Origin of the sequence: Streptomyces sp. TRM64462, assembly GCF_013362995.1 — a bacterium.
In the GTDB taxonomy this organism is placed as follows: Bacteria; Actinomycetota; Actinomycetes; order Streptomycetales; family Streptomycetaceae; genus Streptomyces.
In genome coordinates, this window is sequence record NZ_JABWDV010000203.1 from 25,092 (window position 1) to 47,681 (window position 22,590).

Below are 22,590 nucleotides of genomic sequence, written 5' to 3' on the forward strand. Positions count from 1 at the left end.
TCCGATGGCCGCCGGGCGCGGCCTCGGGACAAGAGTAATGGGGGAGCAAAGCAAACACCCTAGTGCTCGGGGAGGATCTTTCCCTTCCCGCATATCGATCCCGTATCGACAGATCCGTTCAGTCCATCGCTTCGAGCGGTGGTGCCCGGAGCCGGACTCGAACCGGCACGGCCAAAGGCCAGCGAGGTTTAAGCTCGCCGTGTCTGCGTTCCACCATCCGGGCAAGGCACGCGGCTCCGCGTCAGCACACGAGCCTATCCGGGTGAGTCCCCCGAACAGCGGAAGAGTGACCCGATGTTGTCTTATTTTATTGACGTCTGAGGGAGCGTCAGCAGACACGCGGGGCGTTGCGCAGCAGTGGCGCGGGGTTCGCGGGCGCACATCCCCTTCCCACGGAATGACGGAAAGTCGCCGCCCCTCCACGGCGCGTCGCGCCGAGCGGCGGTCTCAGGGGCGCCGTCATACCTCAGGAGGAGGGACGGGTCCCGCGGTCCGACTCCAGACGGCCCAGCGAACGGGCATGCGGACGGACGCCCCGCGGGGGTGGCGGCGCCGACGATGGAGGGGTCCTCGAAGAACGTCAGCCGTGACAGGAGTCCCCCTCGTGATCCCCACCCCGACCGCACGCCGCGCCACCGCGGTGGCCGCCCGCGCCACGGATCTGTCCAAGGTCTACGGACAGGGCGAGACCCAGGTGGTCGCCCTGGACCGGGTGACCGTGGAGTTCCCGCAGGGCGAGTTCACCGCGATCATGGGCCCCTCCGGCTCCGGCAAGTCGACCCTGATGCACTGTGTGGCCGGCCTTGACACCTTCTCCAGCGGGTCCGCGCGGATCGGTGACGTCGAGCTCGGGGCGCTGAAGGACAAGCAGCTGACGCAGCTTCGCCGCGACAAGATCGGGTTCATCTTCCAGGCCTTCAACCTGCTGCCCACGCTCACCGCGCTGGAGAACATCACCCTTCCGATGGACATCGCCGGGCGGAAGCCCGACAAGCAGTGGGTGGACCGGGTCATCGACATGCTCGGCCTGTCCGGGCGGCTGAGCCACCGGCCGGCGCAGCTCTCCGGCGGTCAGCAGCAGCGCGTGGCCGTGGCGCGCGCGCTGGCCTCCCGGCCCGACATCATCTTCGGTGACGAGCCCACCGGAAACCTGGACTCGCGGTCCGGTGCCGAAGTGCTGGGCTTCCTGCGGAACTCCGTACGGGAGCTGGGGCAGACCGTCGTCATGGTCACCCACGACCCCGTCGCCGCGTCGTACGCGGACCGGGTCATCTTCCTCGCGGACGGCCGGATCGTCGACGAGATGCTCCACCCCACGGCGGACGGCGTCCTCGACCGCATGAAGGAGTTCGACACCAAGGGGCGCACGAGCTGACCTCGGGGCCGCCGGCCGGCCCCCTCCGTACCGCCCACACGTCACCGGACACCACTCCAGGACTCAGACCTCATGTTCCGTACCGCCCTGCGCAATGTGCTCGCGCACAAGGCCAGGCTGCTGATGACCGTGCTCGCCGTGATGCTCGGCGTGGCCTTCGTCTCCGGCACCCTGGTCTTCACCGACACCCTCAACCAGGCCTTCCGCAACCAGTCCGCCAAGAGCTACGACAACGTCGCCGTCGCCGTCACCTCGTACGCGAACGAGACCGACGGCAAGCAGGAGCCGGGCGTCTCCCAGGCCGCCGTCGACCGGATCGGCAAGCTGGCCGGGGTCGTCTCCGCCACCGGCCGCGTCGACGGGTTCGCCGGTGTGCCCGACCCGGACGGCAAGCTGATCGGCGTCGGCTGGTCCAACAAGGGCGCCAACTTCGCCCCAGGCAAGGACGGCGAGGACTCCCGGTACCGGTTCGTCGAGGGCGGCGGGCCGACGGCGGCCGGGCAGATCGCCCTGGACAAGGACACCGCCGACAAGGGCCGGTACAAGGTCGGTGACACCGTCCGCGTCGCCACCAACGGCCCGGTGAAGGAGTACACCCTCCAGGGTGTGTTCACCACCGACGACGGTGCCGTGAGCGCCGGCGGCAGCCTCGTCCTGTTCGAGACGAAGACCGCGCAGCAGCTCTACCTCAAGCCCGGCTACTTCAAGGACGTCACCGTCACCGCCGCCCCCGGCGCCGACGACGGCAAGATCCTCGACGCGGTCGTGCCGCTGCTGCCGGACAACGCCGTGGCGCAGACCGGCCAGGCCCTCGCCGACCAGCAGGCCAAGGACATCGAGGAGGGCCTGGGCGCCCTCAACAAGGTGCTGCTCGCCTTCGCCGCCATCGCGCTCTTCGTCGGCATCTTCCTGATCTACAACACCTTCGCGATGCTGGTCGCCCAGCGCACCAAGGAGGTAGCGCTGATGCGGGCCGTCGGCGCGTCGCGCCGCCAGGTCAGCCGCTCGGTGCTGGCCGAGGCCGCGATCGTCGGGCTCCTCGCCTCCGCGATCGGCTTCGCCCTGGGCATCGGCCTCGCGGCCGGGCTGCGCTCGGGCATGGCCGCCTTCGAGATGAAGGTGCCGGACGGCCCGCTCGTCATCGGGGCCACCCCGGTGATCGCGTCCCTGTGCGTCGGCCTCGCGGTCACCATGCTCGCCGCCTGGCTCCCCGGCCGCCGCGCGGCGAAGATCCCGCCGGTCGCGGCGATGAGCAGCGTGCACGCGGAGAGCAGCCCGCGCTCGCTCCTCGTCCGCAACATCATCGGCGGAATCGTCACCCTGATCGGCGGAGGCCTCGTCGTCCTGGGCGCGATCAAGGCCGGCGACGTGGGGCAGCTCGCCATCGCGGGCGGTGCGTTCTTCGCTCTCGTCGCCGTCATCATGATGGCGCCGGTGCTGGCCCGGCCGGTCGTCGCCCTGCTGCGGCCGCTGCTGGACGGCGTGTTCAAGGTCGCCGGCAAGCTCGCCGGTCAGAACGCGGTGCGCAATCCGCGCCGTACGGGTGCCACCGCGTCGATGCTGGCGATCGGCCTGACCCTGGTGACCGGTCTGTCGGTGCTGGGCGTCACGGTCGGCCAGGCCGTCGACAGGATGACCACGGACCAGATCAAGGCCGACTACATGGTGGCGATGGCCACCGGCGAGAGCCTCGACCGGTCCGCGCTCCAGGCCCTGGAGAAGGCTCCGGGCGTCACGGCCGTCTCACCGCAGCAGGCCGCCTCCTTCGAGGTGAAGGACAACTGGGTGGCCGCGTCGGCGGTCGATCCCCGTGACATCGGTCAGGTCCTGAAGATCGAGACGGTCAGCGGATCGCTGGACTCCCTCGGCACGGGGAAGATCGCCGTCGCCGAGAAGACCGCCGAGAAGCAGGGCTGGAAGGTCGGCGACACCCTTCCCGTGACGTTCGACGACGACAAGAAGGGCGAGCTCACGGTCGGCGCGGTCTTCAAGGACAGCGAGTTCGTGTCCCCCGTGCTCGTCGACACCAAGGTCGTCGAGCCGCACGACGCGCAGCCGTACATCGCGCAGATCTTCGTCAAGATGGACGGCGGGGCGTCGGCCGCGAACGAGAAGGCGCTGATCGACGCGCTCGGTGACAACCCCGCCATCGGCGTCATGGACAAGCAGGCCATCCGCGACGAGTTCGGCGGCATGATCAACATGATGCTGAACATCATGTACGCGCTGCTGGCGATGGCCCTGGTCATCGCGGTCCTCGGGGTCGTCAACACGCTGGCCATGTCGGTGTTCGAGCGGCAGCAGGAGATCGGCATGCTGCGGGCGATCGGCCTGGACCAGCGGCGCGTGAAGCGGATGGTCCGTCTGGAGGCCGTGGTCATCTCGCTGTTCGGCGCGGTCGTCGGCATCGTCCTGGGCTCGTTCCTCGGCTGGGCGATCGGCGAGACCATCAAGAACAGCCTGCCGGACTACGCGCTGGTCCTGCCGTGGGACCGCATCGCGGTCTTCCTGGTCCTCGCCGGGCTCGTCGGTGTCCTGGCCGCCATGTGGCCGGCCCGCAGCGCCGCGAAGCTGAACATGCTCAACGCCATCAAGGCCGAGTAGCGGAAGAGCGGAAGAACCGTACGGCCGAAGGGCCGGGCTCCCCCACGGGAGCCCGGCCCTTCCCGCGTCAACTGCCGCTGTTCTCGGTCCAGACGCGGCTGCGCAGCGGCAGCCCGGACGTGCCGCTGCCGTGGGTCCGCACGGCGAGCACCTGGTTCACACCGATCCGGTTGCGTTCGAACGCCAGCGCCGACGCGGCCATGTAGAGGCGCCAGACGCGGGCGCGGGCGGGTGAGGTGAGACGTACGGCCTCGTCCCAGTGGTCCTCCAGGTTGGCGACCCACCGGCGCAGCGTCAGGGCGTAGTGCTCGCGGATGGCCTCGATGTCGCGGACCTCGAAGCCGGCCTCCTCCAGGGTCGCGGTCGTGCGGCCGATGGGGGCGAGCTCGCCGTCGGGGAAGACGTACGCGTCGATGAACGGGTCGACGCGGTACTCCTCCTCCCTCGGCTCGGGGCGGCGCGAGATCTGGTGGTTGAGGAGCCGGCCGCCCGGCTTGAGCAGGCCGTACAGGGTGTCGGCGTAGGCGCGGTAGCCGACGGCGCCGACGTGCTCGGCCATGCCGATGGAGGAGATCACGTCGTACGGGCCGTCGCGGACGTCGCGGTAGTCCTGGACGCGGATCTCGACGCGGTCGGTGAGGCCCTCGTCGGCGACGCGCTTGCGGGCGTACGCGGCCTGTTCGGAGCTGAGCGTGATGCCGACGACGGTGGCGCCGTGGTGGCGGGCGGCGTGCATGGCCATGGAGCCCCAGCCGCAGCCGACGTCCAGGAGCCGGTCGCCCTCCTTCAGGGCGAGCTTGCGGCAGATCAGCTCCAGCTTGTCGTACTGGGCCTCCTCCAGGGTGCCGCCGTCGGTCCAGTAGGCGCACGAGTAGACCATGGACGGGCCGAGGACCAGCTCGTAGAAGTCGTTGCCGACGTCGTAGTGGTGGCTGATGGCCTGCCGGTCGCGCTGCTTGGTGTGGAGGGGGCCGCTGCGGCGCCTGACCTCCTCCGCGGGCGGCGCGGGCGGCGGCCACGGCCCGGCGAGGCGCAGCAGCTCGCGGGCGGCTGAGCGCAGCCGGGGGTCGCGTACGGAGCGCAGGGCGCCCCGCAGTCCTGCGTCGTCCCGCTCCCAGAGGAGCCCGGCGAGCAGGTCGAGGCCCTCGTAGAGGTCGCCCTCCACGTCGAGCTCCCCCGCCACCCAGGCCCGCGCGAGGCCCAGTTCGCCCGGCTTCCACGCCAGGCGGCGCAGGGCCCGGCGGTGGCGGACGATCAGCACGGGAGCCCCGGGCGGCCCGGCCTCACTCCCGTCCCAGGCCCGGATCCGCACCGGGAACGGGACGCCCAGCAGGTCCTCGGCGAGCGCGGCCAGCCGCGAAGCGGCGTCGGACATGGTGCACACCTCCGTGAGGGTGATCCCAGTAGTGCTCTGCACCACGTAAACACCGAGCACCACGGAATGCAGTCCCGAAACCACGCCGCGTCGCAGCAATTTACGCCCCGGCAGTACACGGCCCGCTCCGGCGCGCTCCCGTCCGCCCCCGGCCGGGGGTGTGGGAACGGGCGTGTGGGAGCGGGCGTGGGGGAACGCCGCGAGGGGCCGCCCGCACCACGGATGGCGGGCGGCCCCTCGGGGCGTTCAGGTGAAGCGAGGCGTCAGGACGCCTTGGCCTTCTCCGGCGTGGAGGCGGCAGCGGGCTTCGGGGCCGGCTTGGCGGCCTCGTAGAACTCCTCGCGCGGCGACTCGATGGCGCCGAGCGAGACGACCTCGCGCTTCAGGAACATCGCGAGCGTCCAGTCCGCGAAGACGCGGATCTTGCGGTTCCAGGTCGGCATGGCCAGACCGTGGTAGCCGCGGTGCATGTACCAGGCGAGACGGCCCTTGAGCTTGATCTTCATCTTGCCCATGACGATCATCGCGACGCCCTTGTGCAGGCCGAGACCGGCGACCGCGCCCTTGTTGGCGTGCTCGTAGTCCTTCTGCGGGAAGCCGCGCATGCCGGACACCACGTTGTCGCCGAGGACACGGGCCTGCCGCAGCGCGTGCTGGGCGTTCGGCGGGCACCAGGCGTTCTCGTTGCCCGCCTTGCGGCCGACGAGGTCCGGGACCTGGGCGTTGTCGCCCGCGGCCCAGATGTAGTCGGTGCCCTTGACCTGGAGCGTCGTGTCGCAGTCGACGTGGCCGCGGGGGCCGAGCGGCAGGCCGAAGCGGGACAGGGCCGGGTTCGGCTTGACACCGGCGGTCCACACGATCGTGTTGGAGTCGACCTCGAGGCCGTTCTTCAGCACCACGTGGCCGTCGACGCAGGACTCCATGGACGTGTTCAGGTAGACCTCGACGCCGCGGCCTTCGAGGTGCTCCTTGCCGTACGTGCCGAGCTTGGGACCGACCTCGGGGAGGATCTTGTCCGCGGCGTCGACCAGGACGAAGCGCATGTCCTCGCGGGACACGTTGGTGTAGTACTTGGCGGCGTCGCGGGCCATGTCCTCGACCTCGCCGACGGTCTCCGCGCCGGCGAAGCCACCGCCGACGAAGACGAAGGTCAGCGCCTTGCGGCGGACCTCCTCGTCGGTGGTCGAGTCGGCCTTGTCGAGCTGCTCGAGTACGTGGTTGCGCAGGCCGATGGCCTCCTCGATGCCCTTCATGCCGATGCCCTGCTCGGCGAGGCCGGGGATCGGGAAGGTGCGGGAGACCGCGCCCATCGCGATGACCAGGTAGTCGAACGGCAGCTCGTACGCCTCGCCGACGAGCGGCGCGATCGTCGCGACCTTGCGGTCCTGGTCGATGGTGGTGACCCGGCCGGTGAGGACCTCGGCCTTGGGCAGCACGCGTCGCAGCGGGACGACGACGTGCCGCGGCGAGATGCTGCCGGCGGCGGCTTCGGGGAGGAAGGGCTGGTACGTCATGTACGAGCGCGGGTCGACGACCGTGACGGTCGCCTCGCCGTAGCGCATCTTCTTCAGAATGCGTCGAGCTGCGTACAGGCCTACGTACCCTCCGCCTACTACGAGGATCCTGGGACGCTCCGTGGTGCTCATGGCATCGAGTATCCACCCCCTTCCGAGGGGTCGCTCGTGCGCCCCTTCACAAGGTTCGGGGAGACCTCTGCTACACTCCGCCGCCCACGTGACCGAGGTCATGGCAGGCACCGGGAACCAGGGTGTAACGGAAGACGTTGTTCACCACCCCCTCACCCCCCGTGAACTGCTACGGAGAGCCCTCCGTAACCGCAGACCACCACCTTCGTTCACATGGCCGAAACGCGCCTGGGGTTACGAAAGATGGGCCGCCGTGTCGCCCTGACGGGTGTCCGTAAGGGTCGCAAGGCCCTTGGAGCCCCCCATCAGGGCCCTTTTCCTTGTGAAGAACTTCACGAAGTTTTTCCGGCGGCACGTGCCTCAGACGACGGACCAGGCGATTCCGTCCAGAATGTCGTGTTCGCTGACCACGACCTCGCGGGCGCCGACGCGCTCCATGAGCTCGCGCAGCACCATCGCGCCGGCGATGATCACGTCGACCCGGCCCTCGTGCATGACCGGGATCGCGGCGCGCTCGTCGTGGGTCATGGCGAGGAGGCGGCCGGTGACCTCGGCGACCTGCTCGTAGGGGATGCGGGAGCGGTGGATGGCCGCCGAGTCGTACTCCTCCAGGCCCAGGGCGATGGCGGCGACCGTCGTCACCGAACCGGCCAGGCCGACCAGGGTGCGGGCCTCGCGGAGCGGGACGGTCTGCTCGGCCAGGTCCAGGGCGGCGTGGATGTCGGCGCGGATCGCGGCGGTCTCGGCCTCGGTGGGCGGGTCGTTGCGGACATGGCGCTCCGTCAGGCGTACGCAGCCGATGTCGACCGAGCGGGCGGCCAGCACGTGCTCGGTGCCCACGACGAACTCCGTGGAGCCGCCGCCGATGTCCACCACCAGGTACTGGTCGGTGCCGTCCAGTTCTTTCGTGGCGCCCGTGAAGGAGAACTCCGCCTCCTGGTCGCCGCTGATGACCTCGGGCTCCACGCCCAGGATGTCGAGAACGCCCCGGACGAAGTCGTCGCGGTTCTCGGCGTCGCGCGAGGCGGATGTCGCCACGAAGCGGAGCCGCTCGGCGCCCAGTTCCTTGATGACGGCGGCGTACTCGCGGCACGCCGCGAACGTCCGCTCCAGCGCCTCCGGCGCCAGCCGGCCCGTACGGTCCACGCCCTGGCCGAGGCGGACGATGGTCATGCGGCGGTCCAGGTCCGTCACGGTGCCCGCCGCCGGGTCCACGTCCGCCACGAGGAGGCGGATGGAGTTCGTGCCGCAGTCGATGGCCGCCACCCGGGTCACTTCGGGGCCTCCTCGCCACGCTCGACCTGGACGCACGGGCCCTTCGCCCACCACTCGGGCAGCATCGCCAGCGCCTCGTCGCCCAGCGGGTTCACGCCCGGGCCCGCGACCAGCGAGTGGGCGACCAGCACGTGCAGGCACTTCACACGGTCCGGCATGCCGCCGGCGCTGGGGAAGCCGGCCAGGACCTCGATGGCGTCGCGGCGGGCGATGTAGTCCTCGTGCGCGGCGCGGTAGGCGGCGGCCAGCTCCGGGTCGGCGGCGAGCCGCTCGGTCATCTCCTTCATGACGCCGTTCGCCTCCAGGGTGCCGATCGCGGAGTTCGCGCGGGGGCACGTGAGGTAGTACGTCGTGGGGAATGGGGTGCCGTCGGGGAGCCGCGGGGCCGTCTCGACCACGTCGGGCTCGCCGCACGGGCAGCGGTGCGCGATGGCCCGCAGGCCGCGCGGCGGGCGGCCGAGCTGTTCCTTGAAGGCCGCGACGTCGGCCTCGGTCGGCTCGGTGCGTTCGGTCTGCGGAGGGGGCGTTTCCATGCCTGCCTTGTTCCTGTGGTCCTGCGGACTAGCGGTTCTCCTGGTCGGCGCGGTCCACGCCGTCCCAGACGTTGGAGTACCAGGGTTGCTCGGCGCCGCCCTGGTCCCGGCGGCGCTCACGCGCCGTCTCGGGGTCGTTCATGGTGAAGGCGGTCTCGCCGGGCAGCACGTAGTGCAGGTGCTCGCGGGCGAGGCGCCGGACGTAGGCGTCGTCCTGGAGGCGGGCCTTCTCGTCGCGGAGCCGCTCGACACGGGCCGCGGCGTCCTCCGCCAGCCGCTCCTGCTCGGCGATCTCGCCGCGCTGCGACACGTACTGCCGCATCGGGTAGGCGAGCGCCACGACCATCGAGCAGACCACGAGCGCCAGGAAGGCCGCGCGGCCGGTGAGCCGGGAGCGGCGCGCCTGGCGGCGGCTCTGCGAGCGGTAGACGCGGGCGGCGGTCTGCTCGCCGAGCAGCCGCAGCCTGGTCGCGGTCGAGAACCGGTCCCGGTTCTGCGTCGCCATCCGCTCGCTCCTCTTTACGTGCGTACGTCCCCGGACACGGTACGGGACCGTGGCCGGGGACGTACGTAACTACCGCCTCAGCAGATGTCAGCCCTTGTAGCGCGGGAAGGCGCTGCGCCCGGCGTACACCGCGGCGTCGTCGAGGATCTCCTCGATGCGCAGGAGCTGGTTGTACTTGGCGACGCGCTCGGAGCGGGCCGGGGCGCCGGTCTTGATCTGGCCGCAGTTGGTGGCGACGGCCAGGTCGGCGATGGTGACGTCCTCGGTCTCGCCGGAGCGGTGGGACATCATGCACTTGAAGCCGTTGCGCTGGGCCAGCTCGACGGCGTCCAGGGTCTCGGTGAGCGAGCCGATCTGGTTGACCTTGACGAGCAGCGCGTTCGCGGAGTTCTCCTCGATGCCGCGGGCCAGGCGCTCCGGGTTGGTGACGAACAGGTCGTCACCGACGAGCTGGACCTTGGTGCCGAGCTTCTCGGTGATGGTCTTCCAGCCGTCCCAGTCGTCCTCGAACAGCGGGTCCTCGATGGAGACGAGCGGGTACGCGTCGACGAGCTCCGCGTAGTACTCGGTCATCTCGGCGGCCGTGCGGGACTTGCCCTCGAACTGGTAGGCGCCGTCCTTGTAGAACTCGGACGCGGCGACGTCCAGCGCGAGCGCGATGTCACGGCCCGGGGCGTAGCCGGCCTGCTTGATGGCCTCCAGGATGAGGTCGAGCGCGGCGCGGTTGGACTCCAGGTTCGGGGCGAAGCCGCCCTCGTCGCCGAGGCCGGTGGAGAGGCCCTTGTCCTTCAGGACCTTCTTGAGGGTGTGGTAGACCTCGGCGCCCCAGCGGAGGGCCTCGGAGAACGACTCGGCGCCGATCGGCGCGATCATGAACTCCTGGATGTCCACGTTGGAGTCGGCGTGCGAGCCGCCGTTCAGGATGTTCATCATCGGCACCGGCAGGAGGTGCGCGTTCGGGCCGCCCAGGTAGCGGAAGAGCGGCAGGTCGGACGCCTCGGCGGCGGCGTGCGCGACGGCGAGCGAGACACCGAGGATCGCGTTGGCGCCGAGCGAGGACTTGTCCGGGGTGGCGTCCAGGTCGAACATCGCCTGGTCGATCAGCCGCTGCTCGGTGGCGTCGTAGCCGACGAGCTCCGGGCCGATCTGCTCGATGACGGCGAGGACGGCCTTCTCGACACCCTTGCCGAGGTAGCGGTCCTTGTCACCGTCGCGGAGCTCGAGGGCCTCGAACGCACCGGTGGAGGCACCGGACGGGACGGCAGCACGGCCGGTGCTGCCGTCGTCGAGGCCGACCTCGACCTCGACCGTGGGGTTGCCTCGGGAGTCCAGGATTTCCCGGGCTACGACGACGTCGATGGACGGCACGAGCATCTCCTTCTGGGATGTGACGCATGGAGTGCAGGGTTTCGTTGGTCCTTGCGGCAAGAGCCTAACCGGCTGGGGCGCCGGGGTCGGCGACCGCCCGCGTCCTGGGACGAAAAAGGACCCAAGAGCCCGCATTACGGGAGGAAGCGCCACGTTTCTACTGGCGGGTAGCGGCGAGAGGCCCCGGTCCGACGCGCACGGGGGAGCACGTCGGAACCGGGGCCGGCATCGGGGGGCGTCAGCTCAGGTGGAGCTTCTGGCCCGGGAAGATGAGGTCCGCGTCCTCGACGATGTCCTTGTTCAGCTCGTAGAGCTTCTTCCAGCCGCCCTTGACCTTCTGCTTCTCGGCGATCTTGCCGAGGGTGTCGCCGGCGACGACGGTGTACTCGCCGTCACCCTGCTTGACCGTCTTGGCCTTCGGGGTGGTGGTGCGGGTCTCGGAGCGCGAGGCGCGCTCGGTGGACTCCGTGGACTGCTGCTTCGGCTGCGTCTGCGTCTGCTTCGGCTGCGGGGCCTGGGTCTTGGCCGGGGCGGCCGGCTCGGCGGCGGCGCCGCCGTACGGGGTGCTGGACAGGCCCACGCCGCAGGACGGCCAGGCGCCCTTGCCCTGGCCCGCGAGGACCTTCTCGGCTATCTCGATCTGCTGCGCCTTGCTGGCCAGGTTGGCCGTCGGGGCGTACTTGGTGCCGCCGTAGGCGGCCCAGGTGGAGGCGGAGAACTGCAGGCCGCCGTAGTAGCCGTTGCCGGTGTTGATGGACCAGTTGCCACCGGACTCGCACTGCGCGACGCGGTCCCACTCGGCGGCGGTCGCGGCGTTCGCGGTCGTCGCGCCCATCAGCGGGGCGGCGACGGCGGCACCCGTGATGCCGGCGAACGCGGCGAGACGGACGGCCTTCGACGGACGGCGGTGCTTGCCCTTGCTGGAGAACAGCATGACGTATCCCCTCACCGACGCCTGCGAGGTGAGCTGTCGGGTTCGGGCCTGTGAGTTGCCCGGCCGCGCGTCTCTCGACGTGCGGCTTCACCCCCAGCCGTCCCGGCCGTCTCTCAACGGCCCGGCGCGGCACCTACCTTGGGTCCCCCGCTCCTGCCTGCGGCGCTCGAAGCGTCGACTGTTCCCGTCGGCCGTCGGCAGGATTAGGCGTACCGGTCGGCGGGGCCCGCGGTGGCGAGCGGACAAGACGGTAAGCACACCACCGCCGCGAGTTCAAAGGCGGACATCGGGGTCAATCCACGCCTACTTGCCCTGTACCGGCCGATGTTTGCGCAGGTGAGACAAGGGGTGCGCCCAGCGCATGGCGCCGCGACACCAGTTGGGACAAAGAGACTCTTGTCTCACTTGCGCAGAACCGGACATTTAGCCTGTTGACTACCCCTGCTCCTGCCCCAGATCGAGGCTCTGGCCAGGAAGGATGAGGTCCGGGTCGTCGCCGACGGTCGCGCGGTTGGCGTCGTAGAGCGCCGTCCAGCCGCCGGGCAGCTCGTGAGTGTCGGCGATGGCCCAGAGATTGTCGCCGGGCTGGACGGTGTACGTACCGTCGGCGGCCGCGCCGTCGAGGCCGCGTGCCGTTCCGTCACCTCGCGAGGGGTGCCTGTCGTTTTCGCGCCCGGTGGCCGAATCGCCGGATTCGCCCGGGTTGGCGCCTTCAGGAGCGGTCGGGGCGGCGGCCCCCTCCTCCTTGGCCGGCTCGCCGCGGTGCTTGCCGGTGCCGGATCCGGTGCCCGCGTCCTGCGTGGGCGCGGCGGGGCTCTCGGGCGTCGCGGGGGTGGCGCCGGGCGACGGGAGGAGGGAAGGCGACGTCGAGGCGTCGGGGACGGCGGGGTCGGCCGGGGCGGCGGGGGCCGTGGGGTCGGCGGACGGTTCCGGCGTACCGGACGGGTCGGCGTCCGCCGACGGGGGCGGGGCCGTCGGGGTCGTCGGGGTCGTCGGGGCCGGGCTCGGGAGCAGCGTCGGGGAGGCCTCGGGCTCGGTCGAGACGCCCGGGTCGGTGTCGGTACTCGTCGTACCGCCCTCGGCCGGAGTCAGGCCGGCGATGGGCGCGCAGGTCTCCCACGCCTTGGCGCCCTGCGCGGCGAGAACCTTCTCGGCGACGTCCATCTGCTCGGCGCGGCTGGCGAGGTCGGCGCGCGGGGCGTAGGCGGTACCGCCGTACGCCTGCCAGGTCTCCTGCGAGAACTGCAGTCCCCCGTAGTAGCCGTTGCCGAGGTCGGCGCTCCACAGGCCGCCGGTCTCGCACTCGGCGACCCGGTCCCAGGTGGCGGCGTCCGCCGCGGACGCGGAGCCCGCGCCGAGCAGCGGCAGGGCGATCGCGGATCCGGTCACCCCCGCCGCGACGACGAGGGCAGGAGCCTGACGGGGTCGACGGTGTCGTCCGTTCCCGGAGCGCATGCGTTGGGCCTTTCGCGTGACTGCTGAGGTGGGGGTGAACGTAGCGGCATTCGAACGTCAGTCACAAGTCGGCGCCGGGGAGATTACGCGAAGATCACAGTGTTGACGGAGCGTCACTTTTCTTCGGGCGTGAACCGTACGGGAAGGGTGCGCAGGCCACGCATGATGAGCCCGCCGCGCCACCGGAGTTCGTCCGGCTCGACGGCGAGGCGGAGGTCCGGGAGGCGGGTCAGCAGCGTGGCCAGGGCGGCCTGACCCTCCAGGCGGGCGAGGGGTGCGCCGAGGCAGTAGTGGATGCCGTGCCCGTAGCCCAGGTGCTGGTTGTCGCGGCGCGCGAGGTCGAGCGTGTCGGGGTCGGTGAACCGCTCGGGGTCGCGGTCGGCGGCCGCGAGGACGACGAGGACGGGGTCGCCGGGCTCGATGCGCTGCCCCCCGATGGTGAGCGGCTCGGTGGCGAACCGCCAGGTCGCGAGCTCAACCGGGCCGTCGTAGCGGAGCAGTTCCTCCACTCCGGTGGCAAGGAGTTCGCTCTCCCCGGCGGCGAGGGACCGCTGGAGCCGGTGGCGCTGCTCGGGGTTGCGGAGGAGGGCGTACGTACCGTTGCCGATCAGGTTGACGGTGGTCTCGAAGCCGGCGAAGAGAAGGATGAACGCCATCGCGGCGGCCTCGTTCTCGGTGAGGTGCTCACCGTGGTCGGAGGCGCGGATGAGCCCCGAGATGAGGTCTTCCCCGAGGTCCTCGCGCTTGCGGTGGATGAGGTCGACGAGATACGCGCGCATCTGCTTGACGGCGCGCGCGACCCCGCCGCGCGGCCCGCCCCCGTGACGGATCATCTGCCCCGCCCAGTCGCGGAAGTCGTCCTGGTCCTCGGCCGGCACGCCGAGCATGTCGCAAATGGCGTAGATGGGGAGCGGAAAGGCGAATTCGTGGATGAGGTCGGCCTCACCCTTTGTTGCGAAGTTGTCGATGAGCCGGTCCGTCAGCTCCTGCACCCGGGGGGCGAACGCGGCGACCCGGCGCGGCGTGAACGCCTTCGACACGAGCCTGCGGAGGCGGGTGTGGTCCGGCGGGTCGATGTTGAGCAGATGCGTCATCAGCTCGGCCTTGCGTTCGCCCGGGATGCCGGTCTTGCCCTTGGCGTGCGCGGGCTCGTCGTGGTGGGCCGGGTTCTTGCTGAGCCGCTGGTCCGCGAGCGCCTGCTTGGCGTCGGCGTAGCGGGTGACGAGCCAGGCCTCGACCCCACTGGGCAGCCGCGTCCTGTGCACGGGCGCGTGCTCGCGGAGCCAGGCGTACGCGGGGTAGGGGTCGGTGGCGAACTCCCAGGTGAAGAGCTCGGGGGGTGTGGCGGGGTCGTGGTGCGGGGCGTTCACCCCTCGACGGTATCCGGCCCGGACACAGGGCTCGCGCGCCGTCAGGGAATGGCAGGGCCATTCTGTGTCCGGGGCGGGTGCTATCGGAAACGCAGGATCCTGGGTTGGCCTCGGTGCCTGCCGGTTCGCCGTTGGGGTGGTGCGTCCGTATCGGTGGTCTCGCCCTGCTGTGCCTGAGCGGCTGGTTCGTCGCCGAGAAGGATGGCCTGCCAGACCAGTTCGTGCAGTGCCCTGACACAGGATCCGCATGCGTACATCGGTGCCTGGGCGCCGGCGACGCTCGCCGGGCCGATCCAGAGGACGCGGGTCCACCGATGACCGCAGTAAAGCCAGCAGAAGCCGTCCACCCACTCGTTGCCGTCGTTCGTGGCTGCCGGAGCAGGGACACCCTCGCGGGCGAACTCGGCGATGCCGGGGACCACCCGTGGTGGCAGGGCAAGTCGGGTGAGCTCCACTCCCGCCCCCGGTGTCACCGGCTCTCGACCGTCGCGGGGCTCGTCTCCGTCTTCTCCGTGTCGGAGAAGAGGAGGGTGGGCTCAGCCAGAATGTCGCGGTCGGCCTCGCTCTTGTAGATCTCGTCGACGCTGCCGAACCTGGCTTCGGCGTAGTCGAGGTCGAGCATGGCGGCGGCCTGGCGGACCGAGGCCTCGTCGGGGCCCTCGATCTCGACGAAGGTGGGGAGCTCGGGCCAGGTGTCGAAGTCGAACGCCACCTCGCCCAGGCGCCACTCCTCGCGGTAGTTCTCCTGGTACCGCACCTCGCGCAGGCCGATGCGCCGCAGGATGTCCGCCATCGCGTGCAGGTCGGTGACCTCGGTCTCGATCTCGGTGGTGCCGTCGATCGTGGTCGAGTCGGTGACCTGCTTGAGGGTCAGCGTGGAGCGGGTGCCCTCGTCACGGAGGCGGATCCACTGGCCGTTGTCGAGGGCGTCGTTCTCGAAGATCTTGCGCGTGAGCAGGGTGCGGGGGAAGGCCTGGGTGGCTCCCAGTGCGGCGAGCTTGGCCTGGAGCGCGGCGGCGTCGACGGACAGGAACTTGGCCTCGTACTCGTGCTTCATGGTCCTCTTCCTTGATGTGGCGGTTACATGCCGGTTCGGGCCGCGAGCAGCAGGCCCATCCGGTGCGTATGGTCGTGGGGCTGGCCGATGTGGGGAGGCTCGGTGAACTGGTTCGTTCGCAGCGTGAGCAGGACGTTCCAGTCGGCGGTGAAGTGGCGGCCGAGGTCCTCGGGTGACGTGTAGTGCTCGATCAGGTGATGGCGCCGTTCGACGGGCATCATGAACTCCGCACCGAACAGGCCGCCGACGCGTACGAGTGATTGCATGCGGGTGACGAAGTCGGTGAGAGGGGTGTGGTGATTGGCACTGTAGTGCCAGGAGCAGCTCGTCCAGACGGCGTCGCAGCGTGCCTCGGGAAGGTCGGCCCGCAGGAAGTCCTGCTCGATGACCTGTACTTGGTTGTCGAGGTCTTCGCGCTTGAGGCGATCAGTCAGGCCGAGGGCGTGGGCCGTGGTGTCACCCGGAAGGCTGACCTCACCGCCGTGGAGGGCGAACGGGTCCTTCTCGATGGCGATGACGCGGTGGCCGGCGGCGGCGAGCGGCAGGACGAACTTGCCGTCACTCGCGCCGATGACGGCGACCGTCGCCCTACCGGAGGCGTGCTCTTTCAGGGCGGCGAGGAACTGGGGGAAGAACGTGAGGGTGTGCTCCCACAGGCTCTGCGTCTGCACGGTGGTGTCCTTCCTTTTCGATGGCGAGGATGGCTTCGAGGACACGGTCTGGTGCAAGACCCGTGGTGTCCACCTGATGCATGGGGAACTCGGTGTACGCCTCGGTGATCCGGTCCGCCGTTTCCTCGCTGAGGACGTCCCACCGGCTGGCGGGCTTGGACCTCTCGGTGAGCCGCCGCTGCCGTTCGCCCTCCGCACACAGCAGGTGGTACGTGGTGGGTTGCGGTAGGTCGACCGGGAGCGTGACGCCGAGCCGGGCCCCGAAGGCCCGGTGGTTGGCGATGCACCTGGGGAAGTAGCTCTCCACGACGACGGGGATGTCGGCGGTGAGGTAGCGCCGGATCTCCTCGGCGGCGGTGAAGAGGGCCGAAAGGTAGAAGCACATGCGGGCCTCGGTGTTCTCCCGCACGTCCACCTGTCTTCTCATAGCCTGGTAGAAGAGGGGAACGGTGGGGACCAGCACGGCTCCCCGCGCTGCGGCGAGCATCGGCGCGATGGTCGACTTGCCGGTCCCGCGGAGCCCTTCGAGGCTTTCGAACAGTGGCCGATCAGGCACGGGCGTACACCACGTCCGGCACGGCGAGGGTGAGCTCGTCCGTGGCCGAGGGCCGGTGGACGATGCGGTTCGCGGTCTTCTCGTACCAGAAAGCGTGCGAGTCCTTGCCCACCGCCTTGCAGGACATGGTCAGTGCTCCTCGGGGGTCGGCCTCGATGCGGTCGATCTCGCGCGGGCCGTCGGCGGGGGCGCAGATTTCCGGGGCGCCGTTCTCGGACAGGTCCTCGTCGACGATCACCTCGATGGAGAGCCCGGCCTGCTGGAGGTCCTCGCGGAGGCGCGTGTAGGCGGTCGGCTCGGTGACCAGTAGCTCGGGGTGTTCGGCGGCGTTGCCGACCGGGCGGAGGCAGTGGAGCTTGAGCTGGCGGACGCCGAACCGCTGCATGGTGCGGGCCAGGGGCAGGACCTCGTCGATGTTCTGGGAGGTCACGGTCATCGTCGCGCCGGTCATGACGCCGAGGTCGCGAGCGAGGTTCAGGGTGCTGAGGGCGGCGAGGTAGCTACCGGACCTGCGGATGGCGTCGTTGGTCTCGCCGAGCCCCTCCAGCGAGACGCGCAGCAGGTCGAGGTAGGGGGCGACCTCGGTGAGGCGGCTCTCGATGCGGTAGCCATTGGTGCAGATCTCGACCTGCATTCCCAGCTCCTGCCTCGTGTACCGGACGATCTGCGGCAAGTCCCTGTGGAGGAAGGGCTCGCCACCGAGCAGGGTCACCGCCTCCGTGCCGTACTGGTCGTGCATGAGCCGGATGAGGTTGATCGCCTCGTCGGCACTGAACGCGTCGCCCTGCTTCAGGCGCTTGCCGTGGAAGCAGTGCAGGCAGTTGAAGTTGCAGCGGTACAGAAGCTGCAGGTACAGCATCCGAATCCTGCGGATGCCGGTGATGTCGCGGATCACGTGGGCCTCCTGAGCCAGTTGTCTGGTGGGGAGAACCCGATGGTGTCGGGATGGGGGCGGACGCCATCACCGCGTAATCGGACGGTACGAGGACGTCCTGGGACGTTTTCAGCTCCCGGCTGCCGCTTCCAGGTGGACCAGGACTTCCGCTGTGTCCGCCAGATCCGGCAGAACGACCGGCGCGCCGGCGGCAGACAACTCGTCCCTGCTGTGAATTCCCGAGGCGACCGCAAGGACCTGGCAACCCGTCGCCAAAGCCGCTTCGACGTCTCGCGGTGTGTCGCCCACCAGGACGACGGGCACGTCCTCCCCTACCCCGTACCTGCGGCGCACCCGCTCGCGCGATACGTCTACGAGGTCGGGCCGCTGGAGGGCATCGGCCCCATAGGCGCCTACGGTCAGATCCACCAGGGAGTCGAGGTCGAACGCGCCCAGCTTGACCTGAGCGTTCGGCGCGATGTTGCCCGTCAATACCGAGGACACCCAAGCGTCCTGCTCAGCCACCCTCTTGAGCGCGTCCCGTGCACCGGGGAGAGCCATGCCTCGCTTCTGGAGTTCCCCGAACCTCTCCTGCCCCGCCTGGGCGAGGGCCGCCTCGACATCCGTCCAGCCCGGCTCGGGCACGCCGTGTCGGAGGAACATGTCCCTCATGATCGAGCGATCGGTGCGTCCCTCGGTCCGCGCCGCCCGGGCAGGCGAGAAGCCGACGAGCGCCGTGAACGCAGCGGCGTAGATCTCCTTGCTCACCCCCGCGTTGTCAATCAGTGTGTGGTCGATGTCCCACAGGACGATGAGGTGCATACCGCCAGCGTAAGCACCGCTGCCCAGCCGTCCGCCGACCCGTGAACGTCCCACAGCGTCCTTGCTCGTCATCCCCCGACTGGGCTTGTATGACCTCTGTGAACGAGCGACTTCACTCCGTACTCGCCCAGCGGGGCGTAACTCCCGAATCGCTCGCCGAAGCCTGTGAGGTAGACCCGAAGACCATCAGCCGCTGGCTCGGCGGACGCGTACCCCATCCGCGGCACCGCTTCCGTGCCGCTCAGCACCTACGGGTCGAGGAGACCTTCCTCTGGCCGACACCGCCCTCCCGGGGCGGACGGTCCGGCACCGGGTTAGGCAGCGAGATCGTCGGGACCTACCAGAACCGGGCCAGCGTCCCCCGTGACACATGGCTCGCACTGCTCCAGGGCGCACGGCGGCAGATCGACGTCCTGGTCCTGTCCGGCACGTTCTTCGCGCAGACCAACCCGCACGTCGCCAAGATGCTCGCCGAGCGCGCGGCCGGTGGCGTCCAAGTCCGCCTATGCTTCGGCGACCCAACCGGCCAGGCCGCCGCCCTCCGGGGCCGCGAGGAAGGTATCGGCGACACGCTCGCTGCCAAGATCCGTGCCTCTCTCACCTACTACCGCCCGCTGCTGTCCGAGGCCGGGTGCCGGGTGCGGCTCCACGACACCACGCTCTACAACTCCCTCTTCCGGTACGACGACAACCTGATGGTCAACCCACATGTCTGGGGCCAACCGGCCAGCGCCAACCCCTTGTTCCACCTCCGGCGGGTGGATGCCACCGGCTGGTTCGACAACTACGCTCAAAGCTTCGACGCCGTCTGGGCCGGCGCACGGCCCTGGACACCCGACCAGGAGGGGACCGCCACGCATGGGCAGGACTGAGTACTACAACGACCCCGACGCCCCCAAGGCCAACACCCTCATTCCGGCCAGCAACCTGCTCGTCGTCGACGACAGCGGCGCCATCCTCCTCCAGCGCCGCCGCGACACCGGCCAGTGGGCCCTTCCCGGCGGCGCCCAGGACATCGGCGAGACCGCCGCAGAGTGCGCGGTGCGCGAGTGTCTGGAAGAGACCGGCATCGTGGCCGAGATCACCGGCTTCCTCGGCGTCTACACCAACCCCCACCACATCGTCGCCTATAGCGACGGCGAGATCCGCCAGCAGTACGAGAACACCTACATCGGCCGCCCCACCGGCGGGCAGCCCACCGTCAACGACGAAGCCGACGGCGTCCGCTTCGTCCAGCCCGCCGACCTCGACCAGTACGACATCCACCCCAGCATGCGCCAACAGATTGGCGACTACCTCGCCGGGACCTACCCCTACCTTGGCTGACCCGCCAAGGCCGCCTCCACCCGCTCCACCGCATTGAAGATCTCGGGCGAGGCCCGACGGATGAACCGACCCACCACGCTGTCGACCCCATAGCGGCCCAGAATCTCCGCAACCCGTTCCTGTGCGGTGGTAGGCCCGCCGTCGGGCGTTGTGGTCATGTCGCAGTACACCAGCGCGTCCACCAGCAGCGAATCCTCCAGCAGCGGAAACTCCGCTTCCAGCACCTCCCGAAGCCCACGCTCCTCAGCCTCCAGCAACGCGAAGGAGTGGTTCGCCACCAACCGCACCAGCCTCTCGTCAGCCCCATGCTCATCCCGCAGGAACCGCGCCCCGTCCAGCGGATGGAACCCCGTCACAGCCAAGCGGGACGCGTACCCGACGTCGTGCAGCGCGGCGGCGGCCACCAGCAGCTCGGCGTCTTCACCAAGAACGCGCCCAAGCCCGGCCGCGCGGTCGGCGACTCCTTGTGAGTGCGCCCACCGGCGCGGAAGCTCCACCGCCAGTTCCGCTTTCCCAACGTGCAGGGCCCACTCAGCGGTCACACCGTCCATGGCCTCGTCCTTGCCCATAAGGGTCAGCCGATACACAGCGTCGAGGGACGGCTGGCTGATCGAACAGGCCGGCCACAACGTGGACACCGGCCCCGTCCGGCCGGGGAACTGCGCGACGCACGGTGGCGGGAGCAAGGGCAAGTAGGCTGTCGGGGCTCTGAAAGGGGTGAGGGCATGGACGCGGAAGAGGCCCGGATCGTGGATGCCACGCTGCGGAGGTTCGGCCTCCCCGGAGTCGTGGCGCCAGAGGACCCGGACGACCCATCGGGGCCATGGCGGGTGTACGACGAGGCCGACCCCGCGACGCGGCGGGACACCACCGCCGAAGCCCTCGCGGCCCTCGCGGCGAGGCTCCGGGAGACCGACTCGGAGCCCACCTCTCGGGGGTTCGACGGTGGGCCCACTCGTGGGTTCATCATCCCGCCCAAGGGTGAGTGAGCCCGGGTAACGCTGAAGGGGCGCCCCGCCGGGGCGCCCCTTCCGGCTTTCAGGCCGCGTAGCTCAGCGGCAGGCCGCGGCCCCGATGAACGGCATTCAGCGCTTGCGCTCGCCGCTCGTCACCCGGCCGCGTGGCCCTCCGTCGTGCGGATCGTGTCGCGGTACGTGCGGGCCGCGGCGCGGAGGGCGGCTTCCGGGTCTACGCCCTCGGCCTCCGCCCGTACGGCCATCGCCAGGAGCTCGTAGCCGACGCCCTGGCCCTGCGGGAGGGGCACCTCCAGGGCCGCGTTCCGCACGCGGCTCGCCAGCTTGGCCGCGAGGGCGAGGCCCGGCTGGCCCAGGGGGATGCCGTCCGTGATCGACGTGCGCTGCTTCTCGGCCGCCTTCGTGCGGAGCCAGTGCTCCTTGACCTCCTCCGGGGTCTCCGCGCGCTCGTCGCCGAAGACGTGGGGGTGGCGGTGGATGAGTTTGTCGACGAGGCCGGCCGCCACGTCGTCCAGGGAGAAGGGGTCCTCCTCCGCCTCCTGTGCGATGCGGGCGTGGAAGACGACCTGGAGCAGGACGTCGCCCAGTTCCTCGCGGAGTTCGTCGCGGTCGCCGTCCTCGATGGCCTCCACCAGTTCGTACGCCTCCTCGATGGCGTACTTGGCGAGGCCCTCGTGCGTCTGCCGCGACGACCAGGGGCACTCGCGGCGGATGCGGTCCATGACCTCGACGAGGTCCAGGAGCCGGGCGCCCGGGAGGTCGTACGAGCCGGGGAGCAGCTCCAGGTCGGGCATGGCGGCGCGGCCGGAGCCGGCGAGGCGGGCCAGGCCGTCCGTCAGGGGCTGGTCGCCCTCGGCGGTGGCCAGGACCACCGCCGTGCGGCCGCCCTCCGCCATGCACCAGTCGACCAGGTCCTGGGCCGTCGGCCGTGCCACCTTCACCGTCACGCCCGCCTCCCGCAGGTAGGGGAGCTGCGGGTGGGCCGGGTCCGCGCACAGCACGCGGTCGGCGGAGTGCAGGGTCTGCCAGGCCGGCCAGGAGAGGAGGCCGGGGGCGACCCGGTGGCTTGAGGTGAGGAGGACGATGCGCTGAGCGTTCACCCCCACGACGCTACCTCGCCGCCCGAAGGCGCCTGCAGGCGCTGCAGGCCTACAGGCCCTACAGGCCCTCGGGGCCCGTCGCCGGGTTCTGGGTGATCTGGCGGATCCACGGGGCCTTGTACTGGCCGAGCTGGATGCGCTCGTCGTCCCACGTGCCGTAGCGCGGGTTCACGTCGATGTCGAGGGCCTTCGACGCCTCCGTGAACAGGGCGGTGAGCTTCTGCTGGCCCTCCGGCGTGTTCGTCACGCCGTGCTTCTCGGCGATCTTGTTCATGAGGATGTTGCGGCGGACCACGCCGTCGATCTCGTCCGGCGCGATGCCCTGCTGCTGGAGCAGCATCGCGGCGAGCTGCGCGTCGCCGCCGTACTGCTCGGCGGCTGAGCTGCGGGTCTTCTGGATCTCCTTGCGGGTGACCGTGATGCCCGCGTCGGCGGCCACCTTCTCCACCACCCGGTCGAAGATCATGCTGTTGAGCTTCTCGCGGCTCAGGTCACCGGTGGCCTCGATGAGCTGCTGGGCCTGCGGCGACGCCTCCTGCGCCGTCCGGACGTCCCGCACCTGCGCCTGCAGCGCGGCCGTCTCGATCCGGTCGCCTCCCACGACGGCCGCCGCCCCTGGATGGGCGTCGCTGCCGCAGGCGGTGAGGAGCGGGGCCGCGGCGATCAGGGCGGCGGACACGGAGAGCGCGGTGCGACGGCGGCGGTGCAAGGGGGCCTCCCGGCGTGGGTCGTATGTCGGCTGGGGGTCCGGGGGCCCGCGGCGCGGCCGC

General features: G+C 70.3%; 22 protein-coding genes, 1 tRNA gene and 1 riboswitch. Of the genes, 5 read left to right on the top strand and 18 right to left on the bottom strand.

Features of this window, described 5'->3' with window-relative positions; all coding sequences use genetic code 11:
* Positions 1-139: 139 nt before the first annotated feature.
* Positions 140-223, bottom strand: a tRNA-Leu gene (locus HTZ82_RS09275).
* A gap of 381 nt (positions 224-604) precedes the next feature.
* On the opposite strand from HTZ82_RS09275, the gene HTZ82_RS09280 reads away from it, so the two are divergent.
* Positions 605-1,375 (top strand): ABC transporter ATP-binding protein, encoded by a 771-nt coding sequence (locus HTZ82_RS09280; protein ID WP_175408830.1) that lies wholly within the window; start codon positions 605-607, stop codon positions 1,373-1,375.
* 72 nt (positions 1,376-1,447) lie between these two features.
* A complete protein-coding gene (locus HTZ82_RS09285; RefSeq protein WP_175408831.1) occupies positions 1,448-3,979 on the top strand; it encodes an ABC transporter permease in 2,532 nt (843 codons plus the stop codon).
* Between the two features lie 67 nt (positions 3,980-4,046).
* Here the strand turns inward: HTZ82_RS09285 and HTZ82_RS09290 are convergent, their stop codons facing one another.
* The 14 genes from HTZ82_RS09290 to HTZ82_RS09355 all read right to left on the bottom strand — a co-directional run bounded on the left by HTZ82_RS09290 (position 4,047) and on the right by HTZ82_RS09355 (position 18,420).
* Positions 4,047-5,354 carry a cyclopropane-fatty-acyl-phospholipid synthase family protein gene (locus tag HTZ82_RS09290; protein ID WP_175408832.1) on the bottom strand — a complete coding sequence of 436 codons (1,308 nt, stop codon included), beginning with the start codon at positions 5,352-5,354 and terminating at the stop codon, positions 4,047-4,049.
* Between the two features lie 263 nt (positions 5,355-5,617).
* On the bottom strand, positions 5,618-7,000 hold the full coding sequence (locus HTZ82_RS09295; RefSeq protein WP_175408833.1) for an NAD(P)/FAD-dependent oxidoreductase: 1,383 nt from the start codon (positions 6,998-7,000) through the stop codon (positions 5,618-5,620).
* Between the two features lie 360 nt (positions 7,001-7,360).
* Positions 7,361-8,275, bottom strand: coding sequence for a Ppx/GppA phosphatase family protein (locus HTZ82_RS32125; protein ID WP_175408834.1), 915 nt, complete (start codon positions 8,273-8,275; stop codon positions 7,361-7,363).
* On the bottom strand, positions 8,272-8,808 hold the full coding sequence (locus tag HTZ82_RS32130) for a DUF501 domain-containing protein (RefSeq protein ID WP_175408835.1): 537 nt from the start codon (positions 8,806-8,808) through the stop codon (positions 8,272-8,274). Before HTZ82_RS32130 ends, HTZ82_RS32125 begins: the two co-directional genes overlap by 4 nt.
* Before the next feature lie 28 nt (positions 8,809-8,836).
* The gene (locus HTZ82_RS09310) at positions 8,837-9,313 is read right to left on the bottom strand and encodes a septum formation initiator family protein (protein ID WP_175408836.1); all 477 of its coding nucleotides are present in this window, start codon (positions 9,311-9,313) and stop codon (positions 8,837-8,839) included.
* A gap of 87 nt (positions 9,314-9,400) precedes the next feature.
* The gene (gene eno / locus HTZ82_RS09315; RefSeq protein WP_175408837.1) at positions 9,401-10,681 is read right to left on the bottom strand and encodes a phosphopyruvate hydratase; all 1,281 of its coding nucleotides are present in this window, start codon (positions 10,679-10,681) and stop codon (positions 9,401-9,403) included.
* A 238-nt stretch (positions 10,682-10,919) separates the two neighbouring features.
* Positions 10,920-11,615, bottom strand: coding sequence for a transglycosylase family protein (locus tag HTZ82_RS09320; protein WP_175408838.1), 696 nt, complete (start codon positions 11,613-11,615; stop codon positions 10,920-10,922).
* A gap of 3 nt (positions 11,616-11,618) precedes the next feature.
* A riboswitch (cyclic di-AMP (ydaO/yuaA leader) is annotated at positions 11,619-11,790 on the bottom strand.
* A gap of 260 nt (positions 11,791-12,050) precedes the next feature.
* Entirely contained in the window at positions 12,051-13,004 is a 954-nt protein-coding gene (locus tag HTZ82_RS09325; RefSeq protein WP_309235386.1) for a transglycosylase family protein, read from the bottom strand.
* Positions 13,005-13,183: 179 nt separating this feature from the next.
* Entirely contained in the window at positions 13,184-14,440 is a 1,257-nt protein-coding gene (locus HTZ82_RS09330) for a cytochrome P450 (protein WP_175408840.1), read from the bottom strand.
* A gap of 469 nt (positions 14,441-14,909) precedes the next feature.
* Entirely contained in the window at positions 14,910-15,497 is a 588-nt protein-coding gene (locus tag HTZ82_RS09335) for a class IV adenylate cyclase (RefSeq protein ID WP_175408841.1), read from the bottom strand.
* A gap of 23 nt (positions 15,498-15,520) precedes the next feature.
* Positions 15,521-16,168 carry a bifunctional 2-polyprenyl-6-hydroxyphenol methylase/3-demethylubiquinol 3-O-methyltransferase UbiG gene (locus HTZ82_RS09340; RefSeq protein ID WP_175408842.1) on the bottom strand — a complete coding sequence of 216 codons (648 nt, stop codon included), beginning with the start codon at positions 16,166-16,168 and terminating at the stop codon, positions 15,521-15,523.
* The gene (locus HTZ82_RS09345) at positions 16,086-16,655 is read right to left on the bottom strand and encodes a hypothetical protein (protein ID WP_175408853.1); all 570 of its coding nucleotides are present in this window, start codon (positions 16,653-16,655) and stop codon (positions 16,086-16,088) included. The genes HTZ82_RS09340 and HTZ82_RS09345 overlap by 83 nt, the downstream gene beginning before the upstream one ends.
* A 61-nt stretch (positions 16,656-16,716) precedes the next feature.
* Positions 16,717-17,619 (bottom strand): radical SAM protein, encoded by a 903-nt coding sequence (locus HTZ82_RS09350; protein ID WP_175408843.1) that lies wholly within the window; start codon positions 17,617-17,619, stop codon positions 16,717-16,719.
* Between the two features lie 108 nt (positions 17,620-17,727).
* On the bottom strand, positions 17,728-18,420 hold the full coding sequence (locus tag HTZ82_RS09355; protein ID WP_175408844.1) for an HAD family hydrolase: 693 nt from the start codon (positions 18,418-18,420) through the stop codon (positions 17,728-17,730).
* 98 nt (positions 18,421-18,518) lie between these two features.
* Between HTZ82_RS09355 and HTZ82_RS09360 the strand changes: the two genes are divergently transcribed.
* Both HTZ82_RS09360 and HTZ82_RS09365 read left to right on the top strand, forming a co-directional pair.
* Entirely contained in the window at positions 18,519-19,292 is a 774-nt protein-coding gene (locus HTZ82_RS09360; protein ID WP_175408845.1) for a helix-turn-helix transcriptional regulator, read from the top strand.
* Positions 19,279-19,746: an NUDIX hydrolase gene (locus HTZ82_RS09365; protein ID WP_175408846.1), complete on the top strand. Its 468-nt coding sequence runs from the start codon at positions 19,279-19,281 to the stop codon at positions 19,744-19,746. The genes HTZ82_RS09360 and HTZ82_RS09365 overlap by 14 nt, the downstream gene beginning before the upstream one ends.
* Here HTZ82_RS09365 and HTZ82_RS09370 read toward each other — a convergent pair.
* Positions 19,734-20,297, bottom strand: coding sequence for an HD domain-containing protein (locus tag HTZ82_RS09370; RefSeq protein WP_175408854.1), 564 nt, complete (start codon positions 20,295-20,297; stop codon positions 19,734-19,736). The two genes, HTZ82_RS09365 and HTZ82_RS09370, sit on opposite strands and share 13 nt — an antisense overlap.
* Before the next feature lie 174 nt (positions 20,298-20,471).
* Here HTZ82_RS09370 and HTZ82_RS09375 point away from each other — a divergent pair, with 174 nt between their 5' ends.
* Entirely contained in the window at positions 20,472-20,735 is a 264-nt protein-coding gene (locus tag HTZ82_RS09375) for a hypothetical protein (RefSeq protein WP_175408847.1), read from the top strand.
* 119 nt (positions 20,736-20,854) lie between these two features.
* Here the strand turns inward: HTZ82_RS09375 and HTZ82_RS09380 are convergent, their stop codons facing one another.
* Positions 20,855-21,820, bottom strand: coding sequence for a nucleoside triphosphate pyrophosphohydrolase (locus HTZ82_RS09380; RefSeq protein ID WP_309235387.1), 966 nt, complete (start codon positions 21,818-21,820; stop codon positions 20,855-20,857).
* 58 nt (positions 21,821-21,878) lie between these two features.
* Entirely contained in the window at positions 21,879-22,529 is a 651-nt protein-coding gene (locus tag HTZ82_RS09385; protein WP_175408849.1) for a SurA N-terminal domain-containing protein, read from the bottom strand.
* Between the last annotated feature and the right edge of the window lie 61 nt (positions 22,530-22,590).